Consider the following 23,844-nt stretch of genomic DNA (forward strand, 5'->3'; position numbering starts at 1 on the left):
CCACATGGCGGTCTCAGCGTAGCTCCGTGTGAATGCCCATGCGGCGACACATCCCCCAGAGATCCACCTTCGATACTAGAGAGATGGGCATGTCACGAAAGATCGCCGGATTCCTCATCATCCTCGGCGTATTCATGATCTTCGAGTGGGTGAACCTGGGGTTTAACTTGGCCGACGGCCATCCCACCAGCTTCTACGTGGTGCACGGCATCCTCGTCGTGGTGAACGTCGTGCTCGCCGTCATCCTGGCGGTCATCGGCTGGCGCGGCCTGCGCGCCGGCTCGGGCTCCGGTGCCCCCTCGGTCACGGGCCGCAGTAGAGACGCCGGGTGAGCGCGTGCAGCTCCTCGGCTTCCTCCCGTGAGTTCCCGATCGAGGTGAAGCCCAGCTTGCCGTGCTCGGGCACGGCGCCGAGCAGATGGAAGACGTTCCCGGTACGCCGCTCGGGGTCGAACCCGACCCCGAGCCGCTCGGCGGTCCTGACGATCTCGCCGGGGGGGCGCCCGCGCAGGCATGCCGAAGCGCAATTGTCGGTCGCGGTGTAGAACTTCGGCTGATTTCCGGACATGAGGAGACCGGTGGCCGGATCGTACGTGGCCCCGGTCGTCAGCATGGCGGCGCCGAACGGATGCGTGGTGCCGCCGATCCGCAGGTTGATCTCGCACAGCAGCGCCGCGTACCCGGCGTCGGCCTTGAGCGCGAAGAAGTCCATCCCGAACACGCCCACCACGCCCCGCCTGGCCAGGGCGCGGGCGATCCCGCCGGCCGACGCGCCCACCTCGGAGCGGTACTCCTCCGCCGCCGGGAACGTGCAGCCCTGGTAGACCTGGCCGCTGTCGCCGCCGAGGATCTGGTCGTGCGTGGCCAGCACGCGCGCGTCCCCGCCCGGCGTGATGCAGGCCAGCGCGCTCGGATAGTAGAGCGGCCGGTGCTCGATGTACTCCTCGACCACCGCACCGCGCTCCTGGACCTTGGCGGCGTAGCTGGCCCAGGTCTCTCCCGCCGCGGAGAAGCGGGTCAGCGACCTGTCGGCCTTGTCGACGATCACGTTGCCGAGCCCGGAGTAACCGTCGTTCAGCTTGACGATCACCCGCTCGCCCGGCACCCCCTCCATCGCCTCCTCGATCTCGGCCTCGGTGCGCAGGTCGCCGAAGCCGCGCGGCATCGGCACGCCGGCCTCATGTCCCACCTCGCGGGCGCCGCTCTTGGAGCCGTAATAGGAAAGGGACGTGGCCGGACCGTAGAGGGGCACGTTGAGTGACGAGGCGAGCTCCTCCTCCAGCTCGCTCAGGACGAACGGCACCAGCCAGGCGTCACCGTCGATCGCCGATCGCAGTTGCTCCATCACGTCGGGGCGGGAGAGCAGGCTCCTGGTCAACGGCTGAGACCAGGGGTCGTCGAGGGTGATCAGCGTGAGGCGCTTGGCGGCGTCGTCAGGGTCGGGGAGGAAACCGAAGTAATAGTCGATGATGTCGGGATCGATGGGGGCGGAGGAGAGATAGATCACCCTCACCCCGGGCTCCCGCAGCGTGAGCAGCAGGAAGAGCAGGCGCTCCTCGTACGACCTGACTCCCGTGATGCGGCGGAGCTCGTCCTGCGGAAGCGAGAGCGAGGGCACGACCACCAGGGTCCCCTCAACCGGCTCGAAGATGCTCAACCCAGCATACTTCTCCCCGAACGGGATATTAGTGATCATATAGCGAGTGAAGCACGCATTCTTCTCAGAGACAGCCATCGTCGAAGTGTGATGACCATGACGGAAGGTGACACGATTCGGAATCGCTGACCACGTTTGGAACTGGCGACAACGGGTCACCATCTACTGATCCCTTGTGACTATTTCGGGATCACGCAACCCCTGACGCTGTGTGACCCACCCCAGGTTACGGGCATGCCATCGGCTAACTTTTGGTGTATCTGTCGCCGGGAAGCCGCGCGGGGACGATAAAGTCGAAGCATCGCCATCGGGCTCACGGCCGACCGCTGTGCTCCCGGGCCGCGGCGGCACTCGCGACTGACGAACGCAAGCCCGTGCTGACGATCTCGCGCACCTGACACCAGCGGGTGTGTTTTTGCTTCGCCGAGCGGCCGCCCGATCCGGGCGCCCCGCGGGGATGGACGAGTTTTCACAGCGCATCAGCCGCGTTGCCCGAGACGTTCGGGGCAGTGCGGCATTGGGACGGGACGGTGACATATGCGGGGACGTGAGCTTCGGGGAGAACTCGACGCGTTCCTGGCGGAGAGCGAGCAGGATCTCGTGGCGTTCCGCCGCGACCTCCACATGCACCCCGAGCTGGCCTTCGCCGAATACCGCACGACACAGCGCATCGCCGAACGGCTCACGGCCGTCGGCCTGGCCCCTTCGGTGCTGCCCCGCGGCACCGGCCTGATCTGCGACGTGGGCAGCGGCGACGGCCCGACCATCGCGCTGCGCGCCGACATCGACGCGCTGCCGCTGCAGGACGAGAAGGACGTCTCTTACCACTCGACCGTGGCCGGGGTCTGCCACGCCTGCGGCCACGACGTGCACACGACGATCCTGCTCGGCACCTCGCTCTTCCTCGCCCAGCAGGCCGCCGCCGGCCTGCTGCCCGGCCGCGTACGCCTGATCTTCCAGCCCGCCGAGGAGCTGCCGGGCGGCGCGCTCGAGGTCATGGCCCACGGCGGCATCAGCGGCGTCGACCGCATCTTCGGCCTCCACTGCGACCCGCGCGTCGACGTCGGCCAGCTCGGGCTCAGGAACGGCCCGATCACCTCCGCCTGCGACAAGCTGGCCATCAGGGTCTCGGGCCCCGGCGGCCACACCGCCCGCCCCCACCTGACCGCCGACCTCGTCTTCGCGCTGGCCAAGATCCTCACCGAGCTGCCCGCCGCGCTGTCGCGCCGCGTCGACCCGCGCTCGTCCCTCAGCCTGGTCTGGGGCAAGGTCGAGGCCGGCTCGGCCGCCAACGCGATCCCCGACGACGGCGTCGCCGAGGGCACGGTCCGCTGCCTCGACGAGAACGCCTGGCACGCCGCCCCCGACCTGATCAAGTCGCTGCTGGAGTCGGTGGCCGGCGCCTACGGCGTCGAGGCCACGATGGACTACACGCGCGGCGTGCCGCCGGTGGTCAACGACGAGGTCAGCGTCGAGATGCTGGGCGAGGCCGCCGAGCGCGCGCTCGGCGCGGGCGCGGTCGTCCCGACGCAGCAGTCGCTCGGCGGCGAGGACTTCGCCTGGTATCTCGAGTCGATCCCCGGCGCGTTCGCCCGCCTCGGCACGCGCTCGCCCGACGGCTACACCTACGACATCCACCAGGGCACGTTCGACGTCGACGAGAAGGCGATCTCGATGGGCGTGCGGGTGATGGCCACCACCGCGCTGACCGCGCTGTGGGAGGTCGGCCCGCTCGACTCGATCACCTCCGCCCTGGCGTGACGGCCCGCCGCGCGCGCGGCGGGCCTGCCCATCACATCAGCCGGCCCCACACCACGGGCAGCCGCAGGGACGAGCGCCCCGGCGCGACCGTGATCCTGGTGCCCGGCGGATAGCGCAGGGTGTAGTCGACGTCGGTCGAGATGATCACCAGGCCCAGCCGGTGCCCCTTCTTGAACACGTAGTCGGTCGGCTGGAAGTCCCAGGTGAAGCCATATTCCTTGCCGGGCCGCAGCGGCTCGGTCCGGTCCGGGCGGTGCCGGTTGCGCACGTCCAGCCAGCCTCGGGTGACGATCTTGTAGGGGGTCACGGCGGTGCCGAGCCTCCTCAGCGTCGTGCAGCCCGAGTCGTCGGGGACGCTCTCGCCGTAGCAGTAGCTCTGGCCGGTCGAGACGAGGGTGCCGTTCGGGCGCTCGTCCGTGCCGTAGTCCACCAGCAACGCCGTCAGGTACGGCGACGCGCCGTCCTTCAGCGAGGCCCGCACCGAGAGCGTGGGCGTGCCGGAGATGCGCACGTCGGTGGGGAGCGTGCCGGTCGTGTACGCCAGCCGGTTCGGATCGGCCCCCGTGGCCTCCACGAGCTGCTCGGCCGTCCTGGACTTCTGGTCGGTGAACGACTCCTTGTGTGACAGCGGGCGCGGCAGCAGGCTCAGCTTCGCGCCCGAGCCCAGCCAGAGCGGCACCGTGGCCGTCCCCGGCAGCGGCCACGAGGCGTGCTGGGCCCACTGGCCGGCCGCGCTCTCCACGTCCGCCTGCGGCTCGCGCATGATGCCGGAGTCGATGCCGTGCAGCCAGTGGTCGAACCAGCCGTGCAACTGCCGCAGCCACTCGGCGGTACGCAGGTTGAAGGGGCTCATGTGGGTGCCCTGGTGCAGCCAGATCTTGCGCGGCACGTCCCGCCTGGCCAGGGCGTACCACCACTGCGCGAACTGCTTGGTCTTGACGTTCCAGTCGTTGAGCCCGTGCACCAGGAAGACGCTCGCCCTGACCTTGCCGACGTCGTTCATGTAGTTGCGGGCGTCCCAGAGCGGGCTGTAGTCGCCGGTGACCCGGTCCTGCTCGGCGGTGAGCCGGTCCATCAGCGCGCCGCAGACCTCCTGGCCGTTCTCCCTGGTCAGTACGTATTTCGCGAGCACGTCCAGGTCCTCGCCCTGGAATCCGCCCGGCGCCAGGACGCCGCCGTTTGCGCGGTAGTAGTCGTACCAGCTGGAGATCGCGGCGATCGGGACGATCGTCTCCAGCCCCTTGACCCCGGTCGCGGCGACCGCGTTCGGCAGCGTGCCGTTGTACGAGACGCCGATCATGCCGACCTTGCCCGTGGACCAGGTGGCCTCGACGGGCTCGCCGTCGGCGTCGAAGCCCTTGGCGCGGCCGTTCAGCCAGTCGATCGCGGCCTTGGGCCCGGCCGTCTCGTTGCGGTCTCCGGAGGTCGGGCAGCCGGTGGCGCGTCCGCTGCCGAGGTTCTCCACCAGCGCGATGGCGTAGCCGCGGGGGACGAAGTAGTTGTCGTAGTAGCCGTCGAAGGGCTGGGGCACCGTCTTGGCCGCGTCGGCGCGCAGGCCGGGCAGCGGGTTGCCGTTCTCGTCGACGTCCACGGGGTGGTTGGAGACGTCGTTGCCGCCGGCGTAGTAGGGGCTGGCCTCCATGATCACGGGGACTTTGAGGCCCGCGTCGGTCTCCTTGGGCCGCAGGATGTCCACGGCGACGCGGTCCGGCTTGCCGTCGTTGTCGCTGTCGGTCCCCTCGACCTCGACGTACACGGTCTGCGCGATGGCGTCCGCCCTGGAGAAGATCGGCTGCGTGGCGTTGCCCTCGATCTTGATGGCGGGGGTGCCGGCTGTGGCGGGCGGGATACCGGTCAAGGTCGCGACGAGTAACGCGACCAGGGGCACGGACAGGACCTTGCAAGGATGCATACGGTGCTCCGATAGGAAATTTCCGCCGTCGCTGGGAATGTCCGCCATGATCTGCTCGGGGGCAAGGGCGATCGAGACCCAATCTTTGAGCAAAACTTTTCCCGAGCCTGACGCCCGCTTCAGGTCACGGACGCGCTTGATGTCGATAACGGAGCGGTTGCGACACTGTGTGCTGGTTTGGTCTGCCCTGGTCAACCAACTATCTTCCGTGCAGGTGCCGTACGCTCCTTGGCGCGCGCGACGAACTCGCAGCGGAGGAAGACGGCGGGGAAATGGAAGGAGTCGCCTTGCTCGGCAAGCGATTCAGCAGGATGGCGGTCGGCACGGTGGCCGGCGTCATGCTCATGGCAGCGGCCGCCTGCGGCGGCGACACTGGTGGGGGCACCACCGCGAGCGAGGCGCCGGTCGGCGAGTCCGAGGGCGCGCTCAAGGTCGGGCTCGCCTTCGACATCGGCGGGCGCGGCGACAAGTCGTTCAACGACGCGGCGTACGCGGGCCTGGAGAAGGCCAAGACGGAGCTCGGCGCCGAGATCAAGGAGCTGAGCCCGGCCTCCGACGGCTCCAACCGCGGCGACCTGCTGCGCCAGCTGGCCGACGCCGGCTACAACCCCATCATCGGGGTCGGCTTCGCCTACGGCGAGGACATCAAGAAGACCGCGGAGGAATACCCCGACATCCAGTTCGCGGTCGTCGACTCCGCCTCCAACGCGCCCAACGTGACCGGCCTGCTGTTCGCCGAGGAGCAGGGCTCCTACCTGGCAGGTGTCGCCGCCGCGACCAAGGCGGAGAGCGGCCACGTCGGCTTCGTCGGCGGTGTCGAGAACGACCTGATCAAGAAGTTCGAGGCGGGCTTCGAGGCCGGCGTGAAGTCGGTCAAGTCGGATGCCAAGATCGACGTGAAGTACCTGACCCCCGACGGCGACTTCTCCGGGTTCAAGGCCCCCGACAAGGGCAAGGTCGCGGCCGAGAAGATGTTCCAGGACGGCGCCGACATCGTCTACCACGCCGCCGGCGACTCCGGCCTCGGCGTGTTCCAGGCGGCCGCCGCGGCCAAGAAGAAGGCCATCGGCGTCGACTCCGACCAGCGCCAGACGGTCAAGGAGAGCGACCTGCAGTCGGTCATCATGACCTCGATGCTCAAGCGCGTCGACGTCGGCGTGTTCGAGTTCGTCAAGGCCTTCCAGGGCGGCGCCAAGGGCGGCACCAACATCACCTACGACCTCAAGGTCGACGGCGTCGGTCTGGCCACCACGGGCGGCGAGATCGACGACATCAAGGACAAGCTCGACGCGGCCAAGAAGGACATCGTCGAGGGCAAGATCACGGTCCCGTCCAAGCCGTAATCAGGGACATGACCACGCGAGGGCCCGGAGTCCGCAACTCTGGGCCTTCGCCCATGCCGCCCTGCCGCTAGGAGAGGCGAAGTGAGCCAGCACCGACCGACGACCTGGGAGCGGTGAGCACATGAGCTCGGACACCCTCGACACGGCGAGACCCGCCGTCGAGCTCGAGGGCATCACCAAGCGCTTCCCCGGCGTCGTCGCCAACCATGACATCCACATCTCCGTCCGGCAGGGCACGGTGCACGCCATCGTCGGGGAGAACGGCGCCGGCAAGTCGACGCTGATGAAGATCCTCTACGGCATGCAGAAGCCGGACGAGGGGACGATCAAGGTCGGCGGCCAGGACGTCAGCTTCCGCTCGCCGAGCGACGCCATCGACGCCGGCATCGGCATGGTCCACCAGCACTTCATGCTGGCCGACAACTTCACCGTGCTGGAGAACATCATCCTCGGCGCCGAGCCGACGAAGGCCGGCAGGCTCGACGTCGGCGCGGCCACGAAGCGCATCACCGAGCTGGCCACCGCCCACGGCCTGCGCGTCGATCCCGGCAGGCTGGTGGAGGACCTCGGCGTCGGCGACCGCCAGCGCGTGGAGATCCTCAAGGTCCTCTACCGCGGCGCCCGCATCCTCATCCTCGACGAGCCGACCGCCGTGCTCGTACCCCAGGAGGTCGACGAGCTCTTCCAGAACCTGCGCGAGCTCACGGCCGAGGGCCTGACGGTCATCTTCATCTCCCACAAGCTCGACGAGGTGCTCGGCATCGCCGACGAGATCACCGTGATCCGGCGCGGCACCACCGTCGCGAGCGTCGATCCCCACGAGGTGACCGCCCGGCAGCTCGCCGAGCTGATGGTGGGCAGCGAGCTGCCCACGCCCGAGACGCGCGAGTCCACGGTGACCGACACGGTGATGCTGAAGGTGTCGCACCTCACCATGGAGGCCGACGGCCACCGCGCCGTCCCCAAGGGCATGCCGGTCGAGCGCTACGTCGACCTGCTGCGCGAGGAGGGCAGCCGGCTGCTCCTCGACGACGTGTCCTTCGAGATCCGCAAGGGCGAGATCCTCGGCCTGGCCGGCGTCGAAGGCAACGGGCAGAGCGAGCTGATCGAGGCGATCATGGGCATCCGCCCGGCGCACGGCGGCATCGCGCTGGGCGAGCAGGACCTCAGCGGCTGGTCCACGCTGAGACGCCGGGAGGCCGGCATCGGCTACATCCCCGAAGACCGCCACCGCCAGGGCCTGCTGCTGGAGGCGTCGCTGTGGGAGAACCGCGTGCTCGGCCACCAGACCAGGAAACCCGCGCGCAGCGGCATCTGGATCAACCGGGGAGCCTCCAAGGCCGACACCTGGCGCATCGTCGAGGACTACGACGTACGCACGCCCGGCGTCGACACGCTGGCCCTGGCGCTGTCCGGCGGCAACCAGCAGAAGCTGATCGTGGGCCGCGAGATGAGCGGCGAGCCCCTGTTCCTCATCGCCGCCCACCCCACCCGGGGCGTGGACGTCGGCGCCCAGGCCGCGATCTGGGACCACCTCCGCGAGGCCAGGGCGGCCGGGCTGGCCGTGCTGCTCATCTCCGCCGACCTCGACGAGCTGATCGGCCTGTCCGACTGCATCCAGGTGATCTACCGCGGCCGCCTCGTGGCCGCGCTCGACCCGTCCGACATCACGCCCGAGCGGCTGGGCGGCTACATGACCGGCGCCATCGCCGGCACTGAGGAGTCGTGATGCCCGCGGGGCTCAACCGGGCGCTGTTCACCGTCGCCGGCGCCGCCGTCGCCATCGTCCTGGCGATCGCGATCTGCAGTGTCGCCATCGTCGCCGCGGGCGCCGACCCGCTCACCGCGTTCGCCGCCTTCTTCGACTTCGGCGCGAGCGCCCGGTCGCAGTCGAACGGCATCGCGGCCTTCCTCAATCGCGCGGTGCCGCTGTTCATCGCCGGTCTTGCGGTGGCCGTGGGCTTCCGCATGAACCTCTTCAACATCGGCGTGGAAGGCCAGTATCGCCTGGCGGCCATCTGCGCGGCCTACGTGGGCTCGACGTTCACGGCGCCCAAGCCGATCCAGATCGCGGTGATCATCCTGGTCGCCGCGGTCGTCGGCGGCCTCTACGCGCTCATCCCCGCGGTGATGAAGGTGACCAGGGGTGTGAACGAGGTCATCGCCACGATCATGCTGAACTACATCGCGATCAGCCTGACCTCCTACCTCGTACGCGGCCCGTTCACGGGGGAGCGGGCCGAGGGCGAGCTCACCACGACCACGCCGGACCTCCCCGAGTCGGCCATGTTCCCCAACCTCAACTTCTTCTTCGACTGGTTCGGCATGCTCCCGCCCACCCGGGGCGGCGGCGTGTGGGGCTTCCTGCTCGTGGCGGTCGTGCTAGGCCTGGTGGTCTGGGTGGTGCTGGAGCGCACCCGGTTCGGCTTCGACGTCAAGGCCAGCGGGCTCAACGGCCCGGCGGCGCTCGCCTCCGGCGTCAACCCCAAGACGATGGTGATCGCGGCGATGGTGATGTCCGGCGCGATCGCCGGGCTCATCGGCCTGCCCGAGATCCTCGGCGACCGGGGCGCCTTCAACTCCAACTTCACCCCCGGGCTCGGCTTCCTCGGCATCGCGGTGGCGCTGCTCGGCAGGAACAAGCCCGTGGGCATCGCGATCGCCGCGCTGCTGTTCGCGTTCCTCGACCGGGCGCAGGGCGCGCTGCAGATCGCGGACGTGCCGCCGTCCGTCATCACGATCATGCAGGGCGTGATCGTGCTGCTGGTCGTGGTGGCCAACGAGGTGACCAACCGCCTCGCGCTCAGACTCGAAGAACGCCGGGCCGCCCGGCAGCTCGGCGGGAACTCTCCGGTTGAGGTGGGAGCATGACCAGGGTCGGGAAATACCACGTGGCGCTCATCGGCGTCGCCGTGCTCCTCCTGCTGCTGTCGCTGGTCCGGGTCGTGTCGGGCTACACCGACATCACCTCGTCCGGCACTTTCGCGTCCGCGCTGCTGTTCGCGGTGCCGATCGGCCTGGCCGGCCTGGGCGGGTTGTGGGCCGAGCGGGCCGGCGTGGTCAACATCGGCCTCGAGGGCATGATGGTGCTCGGCACCTGGTTCGCCGGCTGGGCCGGATACCAGTGGGGCGCCGTGGCCGCGCTGGTCGCGGGCCTGCTCGGCGGCGCGCTCGGCGGCCTGCTGCACGCGATCGCGACCGTGTCGTTCGGCGTCGACCACATCATCAGCGGCGTCGCGATCAACCTGCTCGGCCCCGGCCTCACCCGCTTCCTGTCGGAGGTGCTCTACAAGGAGGGCACCCAGGCCGCCGAGGCGGGGGCGGGCATCACCACCTCGCCCGCGATCACCTTGCCGCCGCGGGTCAGCCTGCCGCTGCTGTCGGACGGGCCCGACCTGCTCGGGAAGCTGGAGAGCACCCACTGGTTCCTGCTGTCCGACCTCGCCGGCATCCTGCGCGGGTTCACCCACAACGTCAACGTGCTGGCGGTCCTGGCCGTCCTCCTGCTGCCGCTGACGTTCTTCGTGCTCTGGCGCACGGCCTTCGGCCTGCGGCTGCGCTCGGCGGGTGAGAACCCGTGGGCGGCCGAGTCGCTCGGCGTGAACGTCTACCTGATCAAGTACGTCGCCGTCGTCATCTCCGGCGCGTTCGCCGGGCTCGGCGGCGTGTTCCTCGTCTTCGTCTCCACGAAATACGTGGAGGGGCAGACGCTGGGCCGCGGCTTCATCGGACTGGCCGCCATGATCTTCGGCAACTGGCGTCCCGGCGGGCTGGCGGGCGGCGCCGCGCTGTTCGGTTACGCCGACGGCCTGCAGCTGCGCAGCTCCGGAGCGGTCACCTCGTTCTTCCTGTTCGGCGCCGTGCTGCTGCTCATCTACCTCGGGCAGCAGGTCCGCCGCCTGCTCGCGTCGGGCGAGCCGGCCGAGATGGTGACCAGGGGCGCCAGGCAGTACACGATGATGGCCGCCGCCGCCGCGGGTATGGTCGTGCTGTTCTGGCTCTGGCTGACCGTCGACCAGCTGCCGAACGAGTTCGTCTACATCACGCCGCACGTGCTCACGCTGATCGTGCTGCTGGTCGCCTCGCAGCGGCTGCGCATGCCCAAGGCCGACGGCGTGAGCTACCGCAGGGGGGATCAACATTGAGCATCGACTGGGAGACCCTGCGCGCCAGGGCCGCCGAGGCCATGCGCAACGCGTACGCGCCCTACTCCAAGTTCCCCGTGGGGGCGGCGGCGCTGGTCGACGACGGCCGGGTGGTCACCGGCTGCAACGTCGAGAACGCCTCCTACGGCGTCGGCCTGTGCGCCGAGTGCGGTCTGGTGTCGGCGCTGCACCAGTCGGGCGGCGGCCGGCTGGTGGCCTTCACCTGCGTCGACGGCCACGGCGAGCTGCTGATGCCGTGCGGGCGCTGCCGCCAGCTCCTCTACGAGTTCGGCGGTGACGACCTGCTGGTCGAGACCGTCGACGGGCCGAAGCCGATGCGCGAGATCCTGCCGTACGCGTTCGGCCCGCAGGACCTCAGCCGGAGCTCGTGATGGACGCGATCGAGGTCATCCGCGCCAAGCGCGACGGCGGCGAGCTGACCACCGCCCAGATCGACTGGGTGATCGACGCCTACACGCGCGGTGGCGTGGCCGACGAGCAGATGTCCGCGCTGGCCATGGCGATCCTGCTGAACGGAATGGACCGGCGCGAGATCGCCGCCTGGACCCAGGCGATGATCCGTTCGGGCGAGCGTATGGACTGGTCCGCGCTCGACCGCCCCACCGCCGACAAACACTCGACCGGCGGGGTCGGCGACAAGATCACGCTGCCGCTGGCGCCGCTCGTGGCGGCGTGCGGGGCGTACGTGCCGCAACTGTCCGGCCGCGGCCTCGGCCACACCGGCGGCACGCTCGACAAGCTCGAGTCGATCCCCGGCTGGCGCGCCTCGCTCTCCAACGACGAGATGCTGCACGTCCTGCGCGAGGCCGGGGCGGTCGTCTGCGCCGCCGGTTCGGGTCTCGCGCCCGCCGACAAGAAGCTGTACGCCCTGCGCGACGTCACCGGCACCGTGGAGTCGATCCCGCTGATCGCCTCCTCGATCATGTCGAAGAAGATCGCCGAGGGCACCGGCTCGCTCGTCCTCGACGTGAAGGTCGGCTCAGGGGCCTTCATGAAGACCACGGAGACGGCCAGGGAACTGGCCGAGACCATGGTCGCGCTCGGCACGGACGCGGGCGTGCGCACGGTCGCGCTGCTGACGGCCATGGACCGGCCGCTCGGGCGGGCCGTGGGCAACGCCCTGGAGGTCGGGGAGGCCGTCGAGGTCCTGGCCGGCGGAGGGCCCGCCGACGTGGTGGAGCTGACGGTGGGCCTGGCGCGGGAGATGCTGGCCGCCGCCGGGGTGTCCGGCAAGGACCCGGCGAAGGCGCTGGCCGACGGCTCGGCGATGGACTCCTGGCGCCGCATGATCGCCGCCCAGGGTGGTGACCCCGATGCCGCGCTGCCCAGGGCTGCCGCGACCACCACGGTGCGGGCGCCGGCGTCGGGCGTGCTGACCCGGCTCGACGCGTACGCCGTCGGGCTGGCCGCCTGGCGGCTCGGCGCGGGCCGGGCGCGCAAGGAGGACCCGGTCTCCGCGGGGGCGGGCATCACGCTGCACGCCAAGCCCGGTGACCCGGTGCGCGAGGGGCAGCCGCTGCTGACCCTCCACGCCGACGAGACGGCCCGTTTCGAGCGGGCGCTGGAGGCGCTGGACGGCGGCTACGCGGTGGGCCCCGCGGACGCGGCACGGCCGCCACTGATCATCGAACGCGTCACCGCCCCGTGACCACGACCCCGCTCGGGGCGGGGGCGCCGGCGAAGATCTGGAGCAGGACGGCGCGCTGCGTGGGGAGGGCCTCGGCGTGCCGGGCGCGCCCCGCGTCGGTGATGCACACGTAGACGCCCCGCCGGTCGGCGTCGCACACGCCGCGCGAGACCAGCTCGGCCTTCTCCAGCCGCGCCACCACCCGTGACAGGGCGCTCTGGCTCAGGTGGACCTCGTCGCAGAGCTCCTGGATGCGCAGCTTCCTGTCGTGGTGGACGATCCGGTCGAGCACCTCGAACTCGCTGGGACCCAGGCCGTGCCGGTCGCCCAGCTCGCGCTCCAGGGCGCACATGGCCCTGGCGTGCTTGGCCAGGACGTAGTGCCAGGTGCCGACCACGAACTCCTCGTCCATGTCGCGGAGGGTACCACCTCGGTGAATGCAATTGCATACGTTCTTCCGGGACGGTTAGCTCGCCCAGCGTCGTCCCGGACGTGCCCGGGCCGGTACGGCGGGCGCCATGCACGAGACCGCCCGGCCATGGGCCCCTGCACGATGCGGGACCGTTTGCGTGTTTCGCCCGGCTGCCGGCCCGAGGGAGTGGCGCGATCTGCGGAAACGCGGCTTGCGGTGAGGCGGGGCGGGGCATCTACCGGGCATGCGCTCGCCATCCCCGCCCGGCCACCGGTCGTCGCGCTCGCGCGCCCTGGCCTCGCTGGCCTGCCTCGCCGCGCTCACCGCCTGCGGCCCGGCCCAGCAGACCGCCCTGCCCGGATCGCCGGGCCCGACCAGGTCGTCCACCACCGCCCGCGACACTCCTGGCCGCAACGTCCCGACGAGCACCGCCGAGGTGGACGTCCGGCGCGACGGCATCGAGCCCGCCATCGTGACGGGCGTGCGCTACGCCGGGCACAGGACGTACGACCGCGTGGTCATCGACCTCGACGGCGAGATACCCGGCTACAACGTGCGATGGGTGGACGAGTTCGTGGAGGACGGCTCCGGCCGGCCGATCGACATCCGCGGCGGCGCGTACCTCCTCGTCACGCTCTTCCCCTCCCAGGCCCACGACGAGGACGGCACGCCCACGTGGGAGGGCGGCCCGATCTACCACGCCGGCCTGCGCAACCTCGCCGACGTCGTCAGGACCGGCGACTTCGAGGGCCGCGTCGGCATCGGTCTGGTGCTGGACCGGCGGGCCGCGTTCCAGATCCAGGAGCAGGACGCGCCCAGCCGGCTGATCGTCGACGTGGCCCACTAACCCACCTGCGGGGGCACCCACCTGCGGGGACACCCCGCATGCCCCGGAACAACGGAAGAGGCTAACCTCACCCACCTGCGGGGACACCCCGCATGCCCCGGAACAACGGAAGAGGCTAACCTGGGCTGGTGGTGAGAAAGATCGAGGGCGGCCCCGCCCGCATCCCGGTGCCCGGCGGCAAGATCATTGATGAGCATGTGGGCCGCGTCAGCAGTGGCGACGAGGCGATCTCCATCGCGCGCATGGTCGCGCCGGCCGGCTGGGAGGAGCCCGCCCAGACGCCGTCGTTCACCGAGTACACCGTGGTCCTGCGCGGCACGGTGATCGTGGAGCACGCGGAGGGCACGACCGAGGTCGAGGCGGGGCAGTCGGTGGTGACCTCGCCGGGGGAGAAGGTCAGATACAGCGCCGGTCCCGAAGGGGCCGAGTACATCGCCGTGTGCCTGCCCGCGTTCAGCCCGGAATCGGCCGGCCGCGACTGAGCCGTAACCCGGAAGACGGGGCGGTGCTCATATCATGGCCTGATGAGCCCCACGCTTGACCAGATCCGGCGGGCTCCCAAGGTGTTGCTGCACGATCACCTCGACGGCGGGCTCCGCGCCGAGACGATCGTCGAGCTGGCCCGGGAGACCGACTACGGCCGGCTGCCCACGCACGACCCCGACAACCTGCGCCAGTGGTTCGAGGAGGCATCCGACTCGGGCTCGCTCGAGCGCTACCTCGAGACGTTCGACCACACGGTCGGGGTCATGCAGACGCGCGAGTCCCTGGTGCGCGTCGCCTCCGAGTGCGCTCAAGACCTGGCCGCCGACGGGGTGGTCTACGCCGAAGTGCGCTTCGCGCCCGAGCAGCACACCTCCAGGGGGCTGAGCCTCGACCAGGTGGTCGAGGCCGTGCTCGAGGGGTTCAGGCAGGGGTCCGAAGGGCGTGACATCCACGTCGGCACGCTGCTGACGGCCATGCGGCACCAGGCGCGCTCCATGGAGATCGCCGAGCTCTCCGTGCGCTACCGCGACGTGGGCGTCATGGGCTTCGACATCGCGGGCGCCGAGGCCGGCTACCCGCCCACGCGGCACCTCGACGCGTTCGAATACCTGCAGCGGGAGAACGCCCACTTCACCATCCACGCGGGCGAGGCGTTCGGGCTGCCGTCGATCTGGCAGGCCATCCAGTGGTGCGGCGCCGACCGGCTCGGCCACGGCGTGCGCATCATCGACGACATCTCCGTGGCCGGCGACCAGTCGGCCAAGCTGGGGCGGCTGGCCGCCTACGTGCGCGACAAGCGCATCCCGCTGGAGATGTGCCCGACCTCCAACCTGCAGACCGGCGCCGCCGCGTCGATCGCCGAGCACCCCATCGGGCTGCTGCGGCGGCTGCACTTCCGGGTCACGGTCAACACCGACAACCGGCTGATGAGCTCGACGAGCGTGTCGCAGGAGTTCCACAAGCTGGTCGAGGCGTTCGGCTACGGCTGGGACGATTTGCAGTGGTTCACGGTCAACGCGATGAAGTCGGCGTTCATCCCGTTCGACGAGCGGCTGGCGCTGATCAACGGCGTGATCAAGCCCGGGTTCGCGCAGATCAAGTGGCAGTCGTGAAAGAGTCCTACCGTTCCAAGACCGCGTTCGCGCTGGCGTGGGTGTGGCTGGCCTTCGTCGCGTTCAACGTGTGGGACCTCATCGCCCACTACACCGGCAAGTCGTCGCTGGTGGCGCTGGCCGTGCTGGGGGCGCTGACGGCGCTGGTCTACTCCATCGCGCTCAGGCCCGCCACCGTGTTCACGGAAGAGGGCCTGGTGGGGCGCAACCCGTTCCGCACGACGTTCCTGCCGTGGGCCTCCATCGACGACGTCACGGTCTCCCACTCCATCATCGTCCACCACGGCGACGAGCGGGTGCTGCGGTTGTGGACGCCGATGAGCAGCGCCAGAGAGCGGGCCAAGGCGCAGCGGCGCGGCGCCCCCAGGCGGCAACGCGGGCGCTTCACGACCGAGCCGACGCTCTCCAGGTCGGAGCAGGCGGCGGTCGAGGCGTTCGCGGGCAAGACCCACGCCGACTGGGTGGGCGACCAGATCCGCGAGCGCGCCGAGGCGGCCAGGCGCCGCGACGAGCAGGCGGCGCCGGCCCGGGTCACCTGGTCCTACGACTCCATCGCCGTGCTGGTGGCCGCGATCGCCCTGGTGGTGGCCGCGATCGTCGTCGCCTGACCGGTGCCGTCGCGAGGGTCGCCGGCTCCTCAGGAGTTCCGTGGCCGTCGTTCAGCCGGGGAAGTCCTGGCCAGGTCGGCGCGTGCGGTCGATGAACTTCGTCATGCCCGCCTGGGCGATGCCCGCCTCCTCCACGAGCCTGGCCGCCTCCGTCTCCGCCTCGAAGGCCCGCTCGACCTCGCGCGCCGGCGGCCGCAGTAGCCTGAGGTGCACAGCGGTGGCCGTGCCGGGCGCGCTCCAGTGGTGCACGCGGGCGATCGCCGCGTCGAGCAGCGCCTCCGGCGCGACGATCTCGTCCAGCAGGCCCGCGGCCAGGGCGTCCTGCGCGCTCGTACGGGTCGAGTCGAGCACCAGCCGCAGCGCCCGTGCGCCCACCAGGCGGGGAAGCAGGTAGCTCGCGCCGTTCGAGATCGACAGGCCGATGTGGTTCTCGGGGAGGAAATACTCGGCCGACGGGGTGCCGATGCGCGTGTCGAAGCAGAGCGTCCACTCGGCGGCCCCGCCGACGGCCAGGCCGTTGACCGCCGCCACGACCGGTACGCGCGTCTCCAGCACGGCCCTGGTCATGTCGTGGAACGACGCCACCTCGTCGACCAGCGAACGGCCGGCGGCCTCGTGGATGTCCTCCCCGGCGGAGAACGCCCGGCCCGTGCCGGTGACCACGATGCCCCTGGCGCTCCTACCGTCGCCGTGGTCCCGTACGGCCGCCGCGAGGTCCCTGCGCATGCCGGTGGTGAGGGCGTTGAGCTTGGCGGGGCGGGCGAGGGTGATCAGCGCCACCCCGTCGCGTTCGGTCACTTCGATCATGATCTCTCCTTGCCGACGGGGATGGCGGGAGCGGCGCGCTGGTCGCGTTCGGGGTGGAGCAGGTGGCGTTTCTCGATACGGGCCGACGGGGTGAGCGTGAACGACTCGACGAACTCCACGTACGCCGGGATCTTGAAGCGGGCCAGCCGGCCTCTGGCGTGCTCGATGACATCCATGGCGGTACGCGCGTCGGAGGCGTGACCGGGGCGGAGCTGGAGGAACGCCTTCGGCAGCTCGCCCCACAGGTCGTCGGGGATGGGCACCAGGGCCGCCTGCAGGACCGCCGGGTGCTGGGCGAGCACGCGTTCGACCTCGGCGCAGGAGATGTTCTCGCCGCCCCTGCGCACCATGTCCTTCAGCCGCCCGGCGTGGTGGAGGTAGCCGTGGCCGTCGCGGATGCCCAGGTCGCCCGTGTGGTACCAGCCGCCTCTGAAGGCGTGCGCGGTCGCGTCGGGGTGGTTCCAGTAGCCCTTCATCATGGGAACGCCCCTGACCAGGATCTCGCCGTCGTCGTCGAGCTCGACCTCCTTGCCCGGGGGCGCGACGCCCATGGCGCCGGTGCCGACCGTGTCGTCCGCGTCGACGGCCGCCACCAGGTCGGGCCCGCTTTCCGTGGAGCCGTAGAGCTCGCGCCATGGCGCGCCCCAGCGCTCCTCGAACGTGCGGTGCAACTCGGGCGGGATGCCCGAGCAGAGCACGAGCCGCATGCGGTTGTCGCGGTCACGCGGGTGGGGCGGCTGCTTGTGCAGCAGCAGGGGCATGGTGCCGAGCACGTACGTGAGCGTCGCGCCGTGCTCCCTGGCCGAGTTCCAGAAGCCGGAGGCGGAGAAGCGGGGGAGCACCACGAGGGGAATGCCGCCGGCCAGGCAGAGCACGGTGACCCATTGGGGGTCCATGTACGAGTACGCCTGGGCGATGATCACGACGTCGTCGTCGCGGAGGCGTGCCTGGTCGGCGACGATCTGGGCGGTCCTGAGCCAGTAGTCGTGGGTGAGCATGCAGGCTTTGGGGAAGCCCGTGGTGCCCGACGTGTACTGAAAATTGGCAACATCGTCGGCTTTGACGAAGACTTGAGGGCTCCGGTCGCCCGCCTGCCGGATCAGGGTCCGCGGGTCGTGGCGCGGCCCCGGGTTGATCGCGGCCAGGTCGTCCGTGGTCAGTGTCAGCACCGCGCCCGAGTCGTCGAGCACGTGAGCCAGGTCGGCCGCCTGGTAGCGCACGTTCACCGGGACGGCGATCGCCCCGGCCTTCAGGATCGCGAGCCAGCTCAGCGGCCATTCGGGCACGTTGTCCAGCATGATCGCCACCCGGTCGCCCGGGCGCACGCCCTGGTCGGTCAGGGCGGCGGCCAGGCGGTCCGACCGGGTGTCCGCGGCGTCGAAGGTCAGCGAGGTGTCGGGGAAGCGGAGGAACTCGCGCGCGCCGTACGTTCTAGCGGCGTGCCTCATCAGGTCGGGGATCGTTGTGTGCATCCAGCGGCTCCCACGGAAAGTCGGGCAGCAGGGAGAAGTCAGGACTTGTCGTGACCTGGGCGGGGGCGCGTACGGCGGCCAGGCCGATCGTGACGAACTCGGCGCACACCTGCTCCAGCGTGGAGTCCCCGTCGGGGCGGTACCACTCGCTGGTGCCGGTGCACATCGACATCAGGGCGAGGCGGGTCAGCTTCTGGTCGGCGACGCGGAAGGTCCCCCCGGCGACGCCGTCGGCCAGCGTGCGCTTCCAGTGGGCCTCGTACGCGTCGCGCAGGGCGATGATCTCGTCGTGGGCGGCCGAGCCCGGCGTCAGGGAACGCAACTCGCCGTCCATGACGCGGGTGGTCAGGGGGTTGAGGGCGTGGATGGCGGTGAGTGAGCCGATCAGCAGGGCCAGCCGATCGGCCGGGCCGCCGGCCGTGGCCAGCATGCCGTCCGTGGCGTCGTTCAGGCCCTGCTGGGCGACGCGCATGAGGTCGGCGAGCAGGGCCTCCTTGCTCGCCACGTGGTGATAGATCCCGGCGTTGGTCATGTTGACGGCCCGGCCGAGGTCCCTGATGCTCGTCGCGGCGTAGCCCTGCCGGGCGAACAGCAGCACCGCGGCCGTCCTGATCCGCTCGTGCGCGTCAGTGTCAGGGTCCGTGAGGTTGACGATCATGGCACCTACCGAACGTTCGGTCGCCTCGCAAACTATCTCAACTCCTGAAAAATCGCCATAGGTTGACTCTGACACCGTGTGAGGCCCTAAACCGGAGACGTCATGTTCACCATCGGAGAGTTCGCCAGGCTGGGGCTGGTGTCCGTACGCATGTTGCGGCACTATGACGCGATCGGGCTGCTGCGCCCCGCGCACGTGGACCAGGTCAACGGCTACCGCTCCTACCAGGCCGCGCAACTGTCCCGGCTCAACCGCATCGTCGCGATCAAGGACCTCGGCTTCACGCTGGAGCAGGTCAGGGCCATCCTCGACGAGAAGGTCAGCACGGAGGAGCTGCACGGCATGGTACGCATGCGCCGCGCCCAGCTCGAAGCCCGGATCAGCGCCGACCTGGCGAGGTTGCGCAGCGTCGAGGCACGCCTGCGGACGATCGAAACGGAGGGCCACATGGAGAGTGCGGAGGTCGTGCTGAAGCGCGTCGCCCCGATCAGGGTCGCCGAGCTCAGCGCCAGGGCGGCCAGCTACGAGGGAGAGGACATCGGCCCGGTCATCCAGCCCCTTTTCGCCGAAATCTGCCGCCGCGTGGAGGAGGCCGCGGTCAAGGTCGTGGGCCCTGGGGTCGCCTACTACGAGGAGGAGGACGACGGCTCGGTCATGGCCCACGCCTGCCTGCCGGTGTCCGTGACGCCCGGCGACCACGACTTCCAGGTCCTCGACCTGCCGGCGATCGAGACGGCGGCCACGATCATCCACCACGGGTCGATGGAGGAGGTGGGGCAGACGTTCCAGACCCTGGCCCACTGGATCGAGGAGCACGGCTACCGTTCGCTCGCCCTGGCCAGGGAGGTCTCCCTGCACTGCCCGGAAAACCTGGACGAATGGGTGACGGAGCTCCAGATCGCGGTGGTTCCGGCCGGATGACGGACGTCGAGGAGGAGCTCGAACACCACCGGGTCGCGCTGACCGGCTACTGCTACCGCATGCTCGGCTCGGGCTTCGAGGCCGAGGACGCGGTGCAGGAGACGTTCGTCAGGGCCTGGCGGACGTACGATGCCGCTCGGGGCGGGCTGCGCACGTGGCTGTTCCACCTGGCCACGAACGTCTGCTTCGACATGCTCAGGGGCCCGCAGCGCCGCGCCCGCGCCATGGACCTGGGCCCCGCCGCCACCCCCGGCGACGCCCTGGGCGAGCCGCTGCCGCCGAGCCGCTGGATCCAGCCCGTCCCGGACGCGAAGGTGCTCGACCCGGCCGAACTGGCGGTCACCCGGGAGACGGTCCGGCTGGCGTTCGTGGCGGCGCTCCAGCACCTGCCGCCGCGGCAGCGCGCCGTGCTCATCCTCCGCGACGTCCTCACGTGGTCCGCCGCCGAGACGGCCGCCCTGCTGTCCACCACCGTCCCGTCGGTCAACAGCGCGCTCCAGCGCGCACGTGCCAAGCTCCCCCCGGCGGAGGAGGCCGACGAGACGGTGGACGAGGGCCTGCTGGCCCGGTACGTGTCGGCGTTCGAACGGTACGACGTGGCCGCGCTGGTGTCGCTGCTGCACGAGGACGCGACGTCGTCGATGCCGCCGTTCGCGTGGTGGTTGCGCGGGCGCGAGCACATCCACATGGTCCTGACCGCGGCCGCCGCGAGCGGCGATGCCCCGTGCGCGGGCTCACGCCTGCTGCCGGTCAGGGCGAACGGCTCCCCGGCCTTCGGCCAGTATCTGAACGGCGAGCCGTTCGCCCTGGTCGTCCTCGACGTCGCCGGTGGCCGCATCGCGAGCGAGACCACCTACCTCGATCCCGGCCTGTTCCCGTTCTTCGGCCTGCCGATGAGTTTCGCGGCGCCGCTCCGTACAGGTTGATGAAGGAGGAACAGAACATGCCACAGATCGTCGAATGTCCCGAGCGGCCGTACGTCGGGGTGCGCGGGACCATCACCATGACCACCTTCGGCCTCGTCGCCGACCGGATCGGGGAGATCATCGGCTGGCTCGCCCAACGCGGCCACGCCCCCGCCGGAGCGCCCTTCCTCAGGTACGACGCCATCAACATGCCGGAGGACCGGCTGGTGGTGCAGGCGGGCGTCCCGGTGGCCGAGCCGGTGGAGGGCGAGGGCGACATCTTCGCCGCCACCCTGCCCGCCGGCCGCTACGCCGTCACGTCCCACCACGGGCACCCCGACCAGCTCATCGGCGTCATCGAGGCGCTGCTGAAGTGGGGCGCGGAGCAGGGGCTCGCCTGGGACATGACGGAGAAGGACGGGACGGAGCACTGGGGCTGCCGGCTGGAGCTCTTCCAGACCGATCCCAGGGTCGAGCCCGACATGCACAACTGGGACACCGACCTGCAGATCCGCCTCGCCTGAGTAGGTCTCATGGTTGAGACCAACACGCGCTGTTGGTCTCAACCCCGGTCTCTAGCGGACCTGATTTCGCGTTGGTCTCATCGCTGAGACCATCCGTGCTCATCGCCAGGCGTCGACCAGGTGTTCAGGGGTGATGTGCGTGACGCCCTCCACCTCGCAGCCGCTGCGGGAGACGGCGTAGAGCGGCGTGGAGGAGTCGGCTCCGGGCATCTTGGACCGGTGCACGATGAGCTCGCTCAGGTCATGATGATCGAACGGGCGGTTCTCCAGCCATTTGACGGACCCGACCATCGTGATCTGCTTGGCGACCGGCTCCCGGTCCGCGCCGACGATGTCGATCTCCGGATCGTTGGTCCTGGTCCAGAAGCCCCCGATCGCTCCCGTCGCCTCGGGCAGGCCGTCCATACGGCGAAGCGACTCCTGGATCAGGGGCTCGACGGCGACTCCGCGCCATGATGTCCAAGAGCTGCGGATCCGCTCCAGGACCTTGTCTCCCCGGCCGCGTTCGATGTCCGTCAGGCGGTTGGCGATGAAGGGAATCCAGAAGCGCAGGTGAGAGTCGATGACGCGGTAGCGCGACTCTCGTGAGGGGCGCGTCGACAAGGGCCGGTCCACAGCGATCATACGCTTCTCGAGCAGAAGCTGAAGTGCGCGGTTCATCGTCGCGCGCGGGATCTCCTGGGTGGCGGCCGCGATGTTGGAGTGTGTGCGCTGGCCCGACCCGATGGCGTTCAGGGTCTGGCGGGCATGCGCTTCTGGCGGAAATGCAGCGGCGAGGGCCCGCTCGCCGCTGACGACCAGAGCCGACAGCGGGTCGTGGAGTGCCTGCTCCAGATATGCCCAGAGCGGGGCGCCCTTGGGCCACTCCTCACAGATCATCGGCAACCCGCCTGAAACCAGGTGTGCGTCGAACGCCGCCTCAGGGGGCAGATCAAGAGCCTGTCCGACGTCGTACGGTGTGAGGGGGCCCACTATGAAGTCGGCGGCCCGCTGGTAGAAGGGGCGGCCATAGGTGTTGATGGCTTCCATCATCGGCAGATCCGAGCCGATGAGGAGAAGGAGGACCGGCCGTCTCGAGAACTCCCTGTCGAAGAGCTTCTGCAGCACGCTCTCCAGCGTGGGATCTGCCTTGACAAGGTAGGGGAGCTCATCGATGACCACGATGCTGGGGGAGTGTTCGGGCAGGGCGCGTGCCAGGAGGGAAAGCGCGTCGTGCCACGATTCGGGTTGCTCGACATCGAAGACGGAAGCGGCGGGGAGGTTGGACGATGACGCCTCGTCCGTGAAGATGTGGAGTTCTTCACGGAGCGTCTGCCCCGTCGCCGTGTAGTACAGGTGAGGCACCTGCGCCTGCCGGATGAACTCCTCCGCCAGCCTGGATTTTCCGACCCGGCGGCGTCCTCTCATCAGGAGTGCGCGTCCCGGCCGATCGAAATGACGGCGATTCGTCTTTTCAAGCGCACGCGTGAGGGCGGTCAGTTCTCGTCGCCTGCCGATGAAGGGTTCCACCGTTCCTCCAGTTAGTCTCACCGGTGAGACTAACGCAGCTATTGGTATCAAGGTGGGGATATTCTGACCCTGAGTGGGTCGGTGGTCTCACGGATGAGACCACCGACGTTGGTGCATCCACCTGTGGATGGTTCACCAGTGGTGCAACCACGGGCGGGCCTTGCCTGAGTGCCCCAGACCGGCTATGGCCTTGTGTCCGGCGGGTCGTTGTCCTGGGGGCGCGGTGTGAGGGCGGCCCGGATGACCAGCGTCGCCACCCGTGCGATGAACGAAGGGGTGAGCACGGCGCCGCCCGCGCCCTGGCGGGCCGGGCCGGACGACATCATCTGCGTGGCCCGGCCCGCGCCCAGACAGGCCGCGGACGCGACGGCCACGGCCACCCACGGGCTGTAGCCCTGGGGAAGCAGCATGTCCACGAAGATCGGGTAGGTGACCAGCGCGCTCATGAACGCGATCACCCAGGACGCGGTCCCGCCGGACGGCTGAACGGGTGCGGGGGCCTGTGGGCGGCGGCTCCTGCCTGAACGTGCGGGCGATGTCGCCATCGGTGTTCTCCTCTTGTCCGGGAACGTCGGTGTTCGGTTTGACTCCAGGTGGAAGGCGTCGAAGCGCGGCACGGAATGAGGCCGCTTTTCGGCGCCGGTCTATGAGGGGGCTCGTGTTTCTCGTCTCCTGGGCAAACAGGAGAGCGGGAGCTCCTCGTAGTGCGGTAAGCATGGCATGACGACTCGCGCTCACGCTAGGTGACCGTGCCGCGAATAAGGTTCCTGCTTTCGTCGCAGCGCGTGGCGGAAAAAAACGAAGAGGTCTCCCGTTTGCCCGGGAGACCTCTTCTGTCAACGGTTTTCCGGCGTCCACCTGGAGTCAGCGGACAATCTTCCGGAATCAGAGGAGAGGGCTGGGAACGCTCGCCTCGACGTGCCTTCCCCTGCCCCTTCCCGGCCTTGCGTCCACGCGATCGGACTCAAGGTCATCGTTGTAATTGTACAGGTGAGAGGGGTTGATGTCCTTGCTTCCGCAGTCCGGTCGAGGGGTGGTTTGTCCGGAATGTGTGGCGTGTGGGGTGGGTTTGCGCGTGAACTGAGAATACTTGATGGCTTCGGGTTGGATGGCGTGTT

The 23,844-nt window shown here is 69.7% G+C and carries 23 protein-coding genes; 15 read left to right on the forward strand and 8 right to left on the reverse strand.

Annotated elements, in window-relative coordinates:
* Window positions 1-89: 89 nt before the first annotated feature.
* The gene (locus ABGB01_RS11975) at window positions 90-332 is read left to right on the forward strand and encodes a hypothetical protein (protein WP_347773250.1); all 243 of its coding nucleotides are present in this window, start codon (window positions 90-92) and stop codon (window positions 330-332) included.
* On the opposite strand, the gene ABGB01_RS11980 is transcribed toward ABGB01_RS11975, so the two are convergent.
* On the reverse strand, window positions 304-1,656 hold the full coding sequence (locus ABGB01_RS11980; protein WP_347773251.1) for a peptide ligase PGM1-related protein: 1,353 nt from the start codon (window positions 1,654-1,656) through the stop codon (window positions 304-306). The genes ABGB01_RS11975 and ABGB01_RS11980 overlap by 29 nt on opposite strands.
* A 537-nt stretch (window positions 1,657-2,193) precedes the next feature.
* Between ABGB01_RS11980 and ABGB01_RS11985 the strand changes: the two genes are divergently transcribed.
* On the forward strand, window positions 2,194-3,417 hold the full coding sequence (locus tag ABGB01_RS11985) for a M20 family metallopeptidase (RefSeq protein ID WP_347773253.1): 1,224 nt from the start codon (window positions 2,194-2,196) through the stop codon (window positions 3,415-3,417).
* A gap of 31 nt (window positions 3,418-3,448) precedes the next feature.
* Here ABGB01_RS11985 and ABGB01_RS11990 read toward each other — a convergent pair whose 3' ends face one another.
* The gene (locus ABGB01_RS11990; RefSeq protein WP_347773255.1) at window positions 3,449-5,329 is read right to left on the reverse strand and encodes a Xaa-Pro dipeptidyl-peptidase; all 1,881 of its coding nucleotides are present in this window, start codon (window positions 5,327-5,329) and stop codon (window positions 3,449-3,451) included.
* A 287-nt stretch (window positions 5,330-5,616) separates the two neighbouring features.
* Here ABGB01_RS11990 and ABGB01_RS11995 point away from each other — a divergent pair, with 287 nt between their 5' ends.
* The 6 genes from ABGB01_RS11995 (at window position 5,617) to ABGB01_RS12020 (ending at window position 12,486) form a co-directional block, all read left to right on the forward strand.
* Window positions 5,617-6,672 (forward strand): BMP family ABC transporter substrate-binding protein, encoded by a 1,056-nt coding sequence (locus tag ABGB01_RS11995; RefSeq protein WP_347773257.1) that lies wholly within the window; start codon window positions 5,617-5,619, stop codon window positions 6,670-6,672.
* Between the two features lie 121 nt (window positions 6,673-6,793).
* Entirely contained in the window at window positions 6,794-8,401 is a 1,608-nt protein-coding gene (locus tag ABGB01_RS12000) for an ABC transporter ATP-binding protein (protein ID WP_347773259.1), read from the forward strand.
* On the forward strand, window positions 8,401-9,543 hold the full coding sequence (locus ABGB01_RS12005) for an ABC transporter permease (protein ID WP_347773261.1): 1,143 nt from the start codon (window positions 8,401-8,403) through the stop codon (window positions 9,541-9,543). Before ABGB01_RS12000 ends, ABGB01_RS12005 begins: the two co-directional genes overlap by 1 nt.
* Window positions 9,540-10,817 (forward strand): ABC transporter permease, encoded by a 1,278-nt coding sequence (locus tag ABGB01_RS12010; protein WP_347773263.1) that lies wholly within the window; start codon window positions 9,540-9,542, stop codon window positions 10,815-10,817. Before ABGB01_RS12005 ends, ABGB01_RS12010 begins: the two co-directional genes overlap by 4 nt.
* On the forward strand, window positions 10,814-11,209 hold the full coding sequence (locus tag ABGB01_RS12015) for a cytidine deaminase (protein ID WP_132627761.1): 396 nt from the start codon (window positions 10,814-10,816) through the stop codon (window positions 11,207-11,209). Before ABGB01_RS12010 ends, ABGB01_RS12015 begins: the two co-directional genes overlap by 4 nt.
* Window positions 11,209-12,486, forward strand: coding sequence for a thymidine phosphorylase (locus tag ABGB01_RS12020; RefSeq protein ID WP_347773265.1), 1,278 nt, complete (start codon window positions 11,209-11,211; stop codon window positions 12,484-12,486). The genes ABGB01_RS12015 and ABGB01_RS12020 overlap by 1 nt, the downstream gene beginning before the upstream one ends.
* Here ABGB01_RS12020 and ABGB01_RS12025 read toward each other — a convergent pair.
* Window positions 12,473-12,877, reverse strand: a complete 405-nt coding sequence (locus tag ABGB01_RS12025; protein ID WP_347773267.1) for a MarR family transcriptional regulator — start codon at window positions 12,875-12,877, stop codon at window positions 12,473-12,475. The genes ABGB01_RS12020 and ABGB01_RS12025 overlap by 14 nt on opposite strands.
* 244 nt (window positions 12,878-13,121) lie before the next feature.
* Between ABGB01_RS12025 and ABGB01_RS12030 the strand changes: the two genes are divergently transcribed.
* The 4 genes from ABGB01_RS12030 (at window position 13,122) to ABGB01_RS12045 (ending at window position 15,930) form a co-directional block, all read left to right on the forward strand.
* Complete coding sequence (locus ABGB01_RS12030; RefSeq protein ID WP_347773269.1) at window positions 13,122-13,724, forward strand: hypothetical protein; 603 nt, start codon at window positions 13,122-13,124, stop codon at window positions 13,722-13,724.
* Between the two features lie 128 nt (window positions 13,725-13,852).
* Window positions 13,853-14,206, forward strand: coding sequence for a cupin (locus ABGB01_RS12035; protein ID WP_132591201.1), 354 nt, complete (start codon window positions 13,853-13,855; stop codon window positions 14,204-14,206).
* Window positions 14,207-14,248: 42 nt separating this feature from the next.
* Window positions 14,249-15,322, forward strand: a complete 1,074-nt coding sequence (locus ABGB01_RS12040; RefSeq protein ID WP_347773271.1) for an adenosine deaminase — start codon at window positions 14,249-14,251, stop codon at window positions 15,320-15,322.
* Window positions 15,319-15,930 carry a PH domain-containing protein gene (locus tag ABGB01_RS12045; RefSeq protein WP_347773273.1) on the forward strand — a complete coding sequence of 204 codons (612 nt, stop codon included), beginning with the start codon at window positions 15,319-15,321 and terminating at the stop codon, window positions 15,928-15,930. The genes ABGB01_RS12040 and ABGB01_RS12045 overlap by 4 nt, the downstream gene beginning before the upstream one ends.
* 51 nt (window positions 15,931-15,981) lie before the next feature.
* Here ABGB01_RS12045 and ABGB01_RS12050 read toward each other — a convergent pair whose 3' ends face one another.
* The 3 genes from ABGB01_RS12050 to ABGB01_RS12060 are packed head-to-tail and all read right to left on the reverse strand — an operon-like array spanning window position 15,982 to window position 18,867.
* Window positions 15,982-16,737: an enoyl-CoA hydratase/isomerase family protein gene (locus ABGB01_RS12050; RefSeq protein ID WP_347773275.1), complete on the reverse strand. Its 756-nt coding sequence runs from the start codon at window positions 16,735-16,737 to the stop codon at window positions 15,982-15,984.
* A complete protein-coding gene (locus ABGB01_RS12055) occupies window positions 16,734-18,209 on the reverse strand; it encodes an AMP-binding protein (protein WP_347773277.1) in 1,476 nt (491 codons plus the stop codon). Before ABGB01_RS12055 ends, ABGB01_RS12050 begins: the two co-directional genes overlap by 4 nt.
* Window positions 18,169-18,867: a TetR/AcrR family transcriptional regulator gene (locus ABGB01_RS12060; RefSeq protein WP_347773279.1), complete on the reverse strand. Its 699-nt coding sequence runs from the start codon at window positions 18,865-18,867 to the stop codon at window positions 18,169-18,171. The genes ABGB01_RS12055 and ABGB01_RS12060 overlap by 41 nt, the downstream gene beginning before the upstream one ends.
* Window positions 18,868-18,969: 102 nt before the next feature.
* On the opposite strand from ABGB01_RS12060, the gene ABGB01_RS12065 reads away from it, so the two are divergent.
* From ABGB01_RS12065 to ABGB01_RS12075, 3 genes are read left to right on the forward strand one after another with little or no spacing between them, the layout of a single operon-like run.
* Window positions 18,970-19,788: a MerR family transcriptional regulator gene (locus ABGB01_RS12065; protein ID WP_347773281.1), complete on the forward strand. Its 819-nt coding sequence runs from the start codon at window positions 18,970-18,972 to the stop codon at window positions 19,786-19,788.
* Entirely contained in the window at window positions 19,785-20,714 is a 930-nt protein-coding gene (locus ABGB01_RS12070) for a sigma-70 family RNA polymerase sigma factor (protein WP_347773283.1), read from the forward strand. The genes ABGB01_RS12065 and ABGB01_RS12070 overlap by 4 nt, the downstream gene beginning before the upstream one ends.
* Before the next feature lie 17 nt (window positions 20,715-20,731).
* On the forward strand, window positions 20,732-21,217 hold the full coding sequence (locus ABGB01_RS12075; RefSeq protein ID WP_347773285.1) for a GyrI-like domain-containing protein: 486 nt from the start codon (window positions 20,732-20,734) through the stop codon (window positions 21,215-21,217).
* 99 nt (window positions 21,218-21,316) lie between these two features.
* Here the strand turns inward: ABGB01_RS12075 and ABGB01_RS12080 are convergent, their stop codons facing one another.
* Both ABGB01_RS12080 and ABGB01_RS12085 read right to left on the reverse strand, forming a co-directional pair.
* Window positions 21,317-22,726, reverse strand: a complete 1,410-nt coding sequence (locus ABGB01_RS12080; protein ID WP_347773287.1) for an ATP-binding protein — start codon at window positions 22,724-22,726, stop codon at window positions 21,317-21,319.
* 182 nt (window positions 22,727-22,908) lie between these two features.
* Complete coding sequence (locus ABGB01_RS12085; RefSeq protein WP_347773288.1) at window positions 22,909-23,271, reverse strand: hypothetical protein; 363 nt, start codon at window positions 23,269-23,271, stop codon at window positions 22,909-22,911.
* Window positions 23,272-23,844: the final 573 nt, after the last annotated feature.

It is taken from the genome of Nonomuraea sp. B5E05 (assembly GCF_039880665.1).
Classification (GTDB): domain Bacteria; phylum Actinomycetota; class Actinomycetes; order Streptosporangiales; family Streptosporangiaceae; genus Nonomuraea.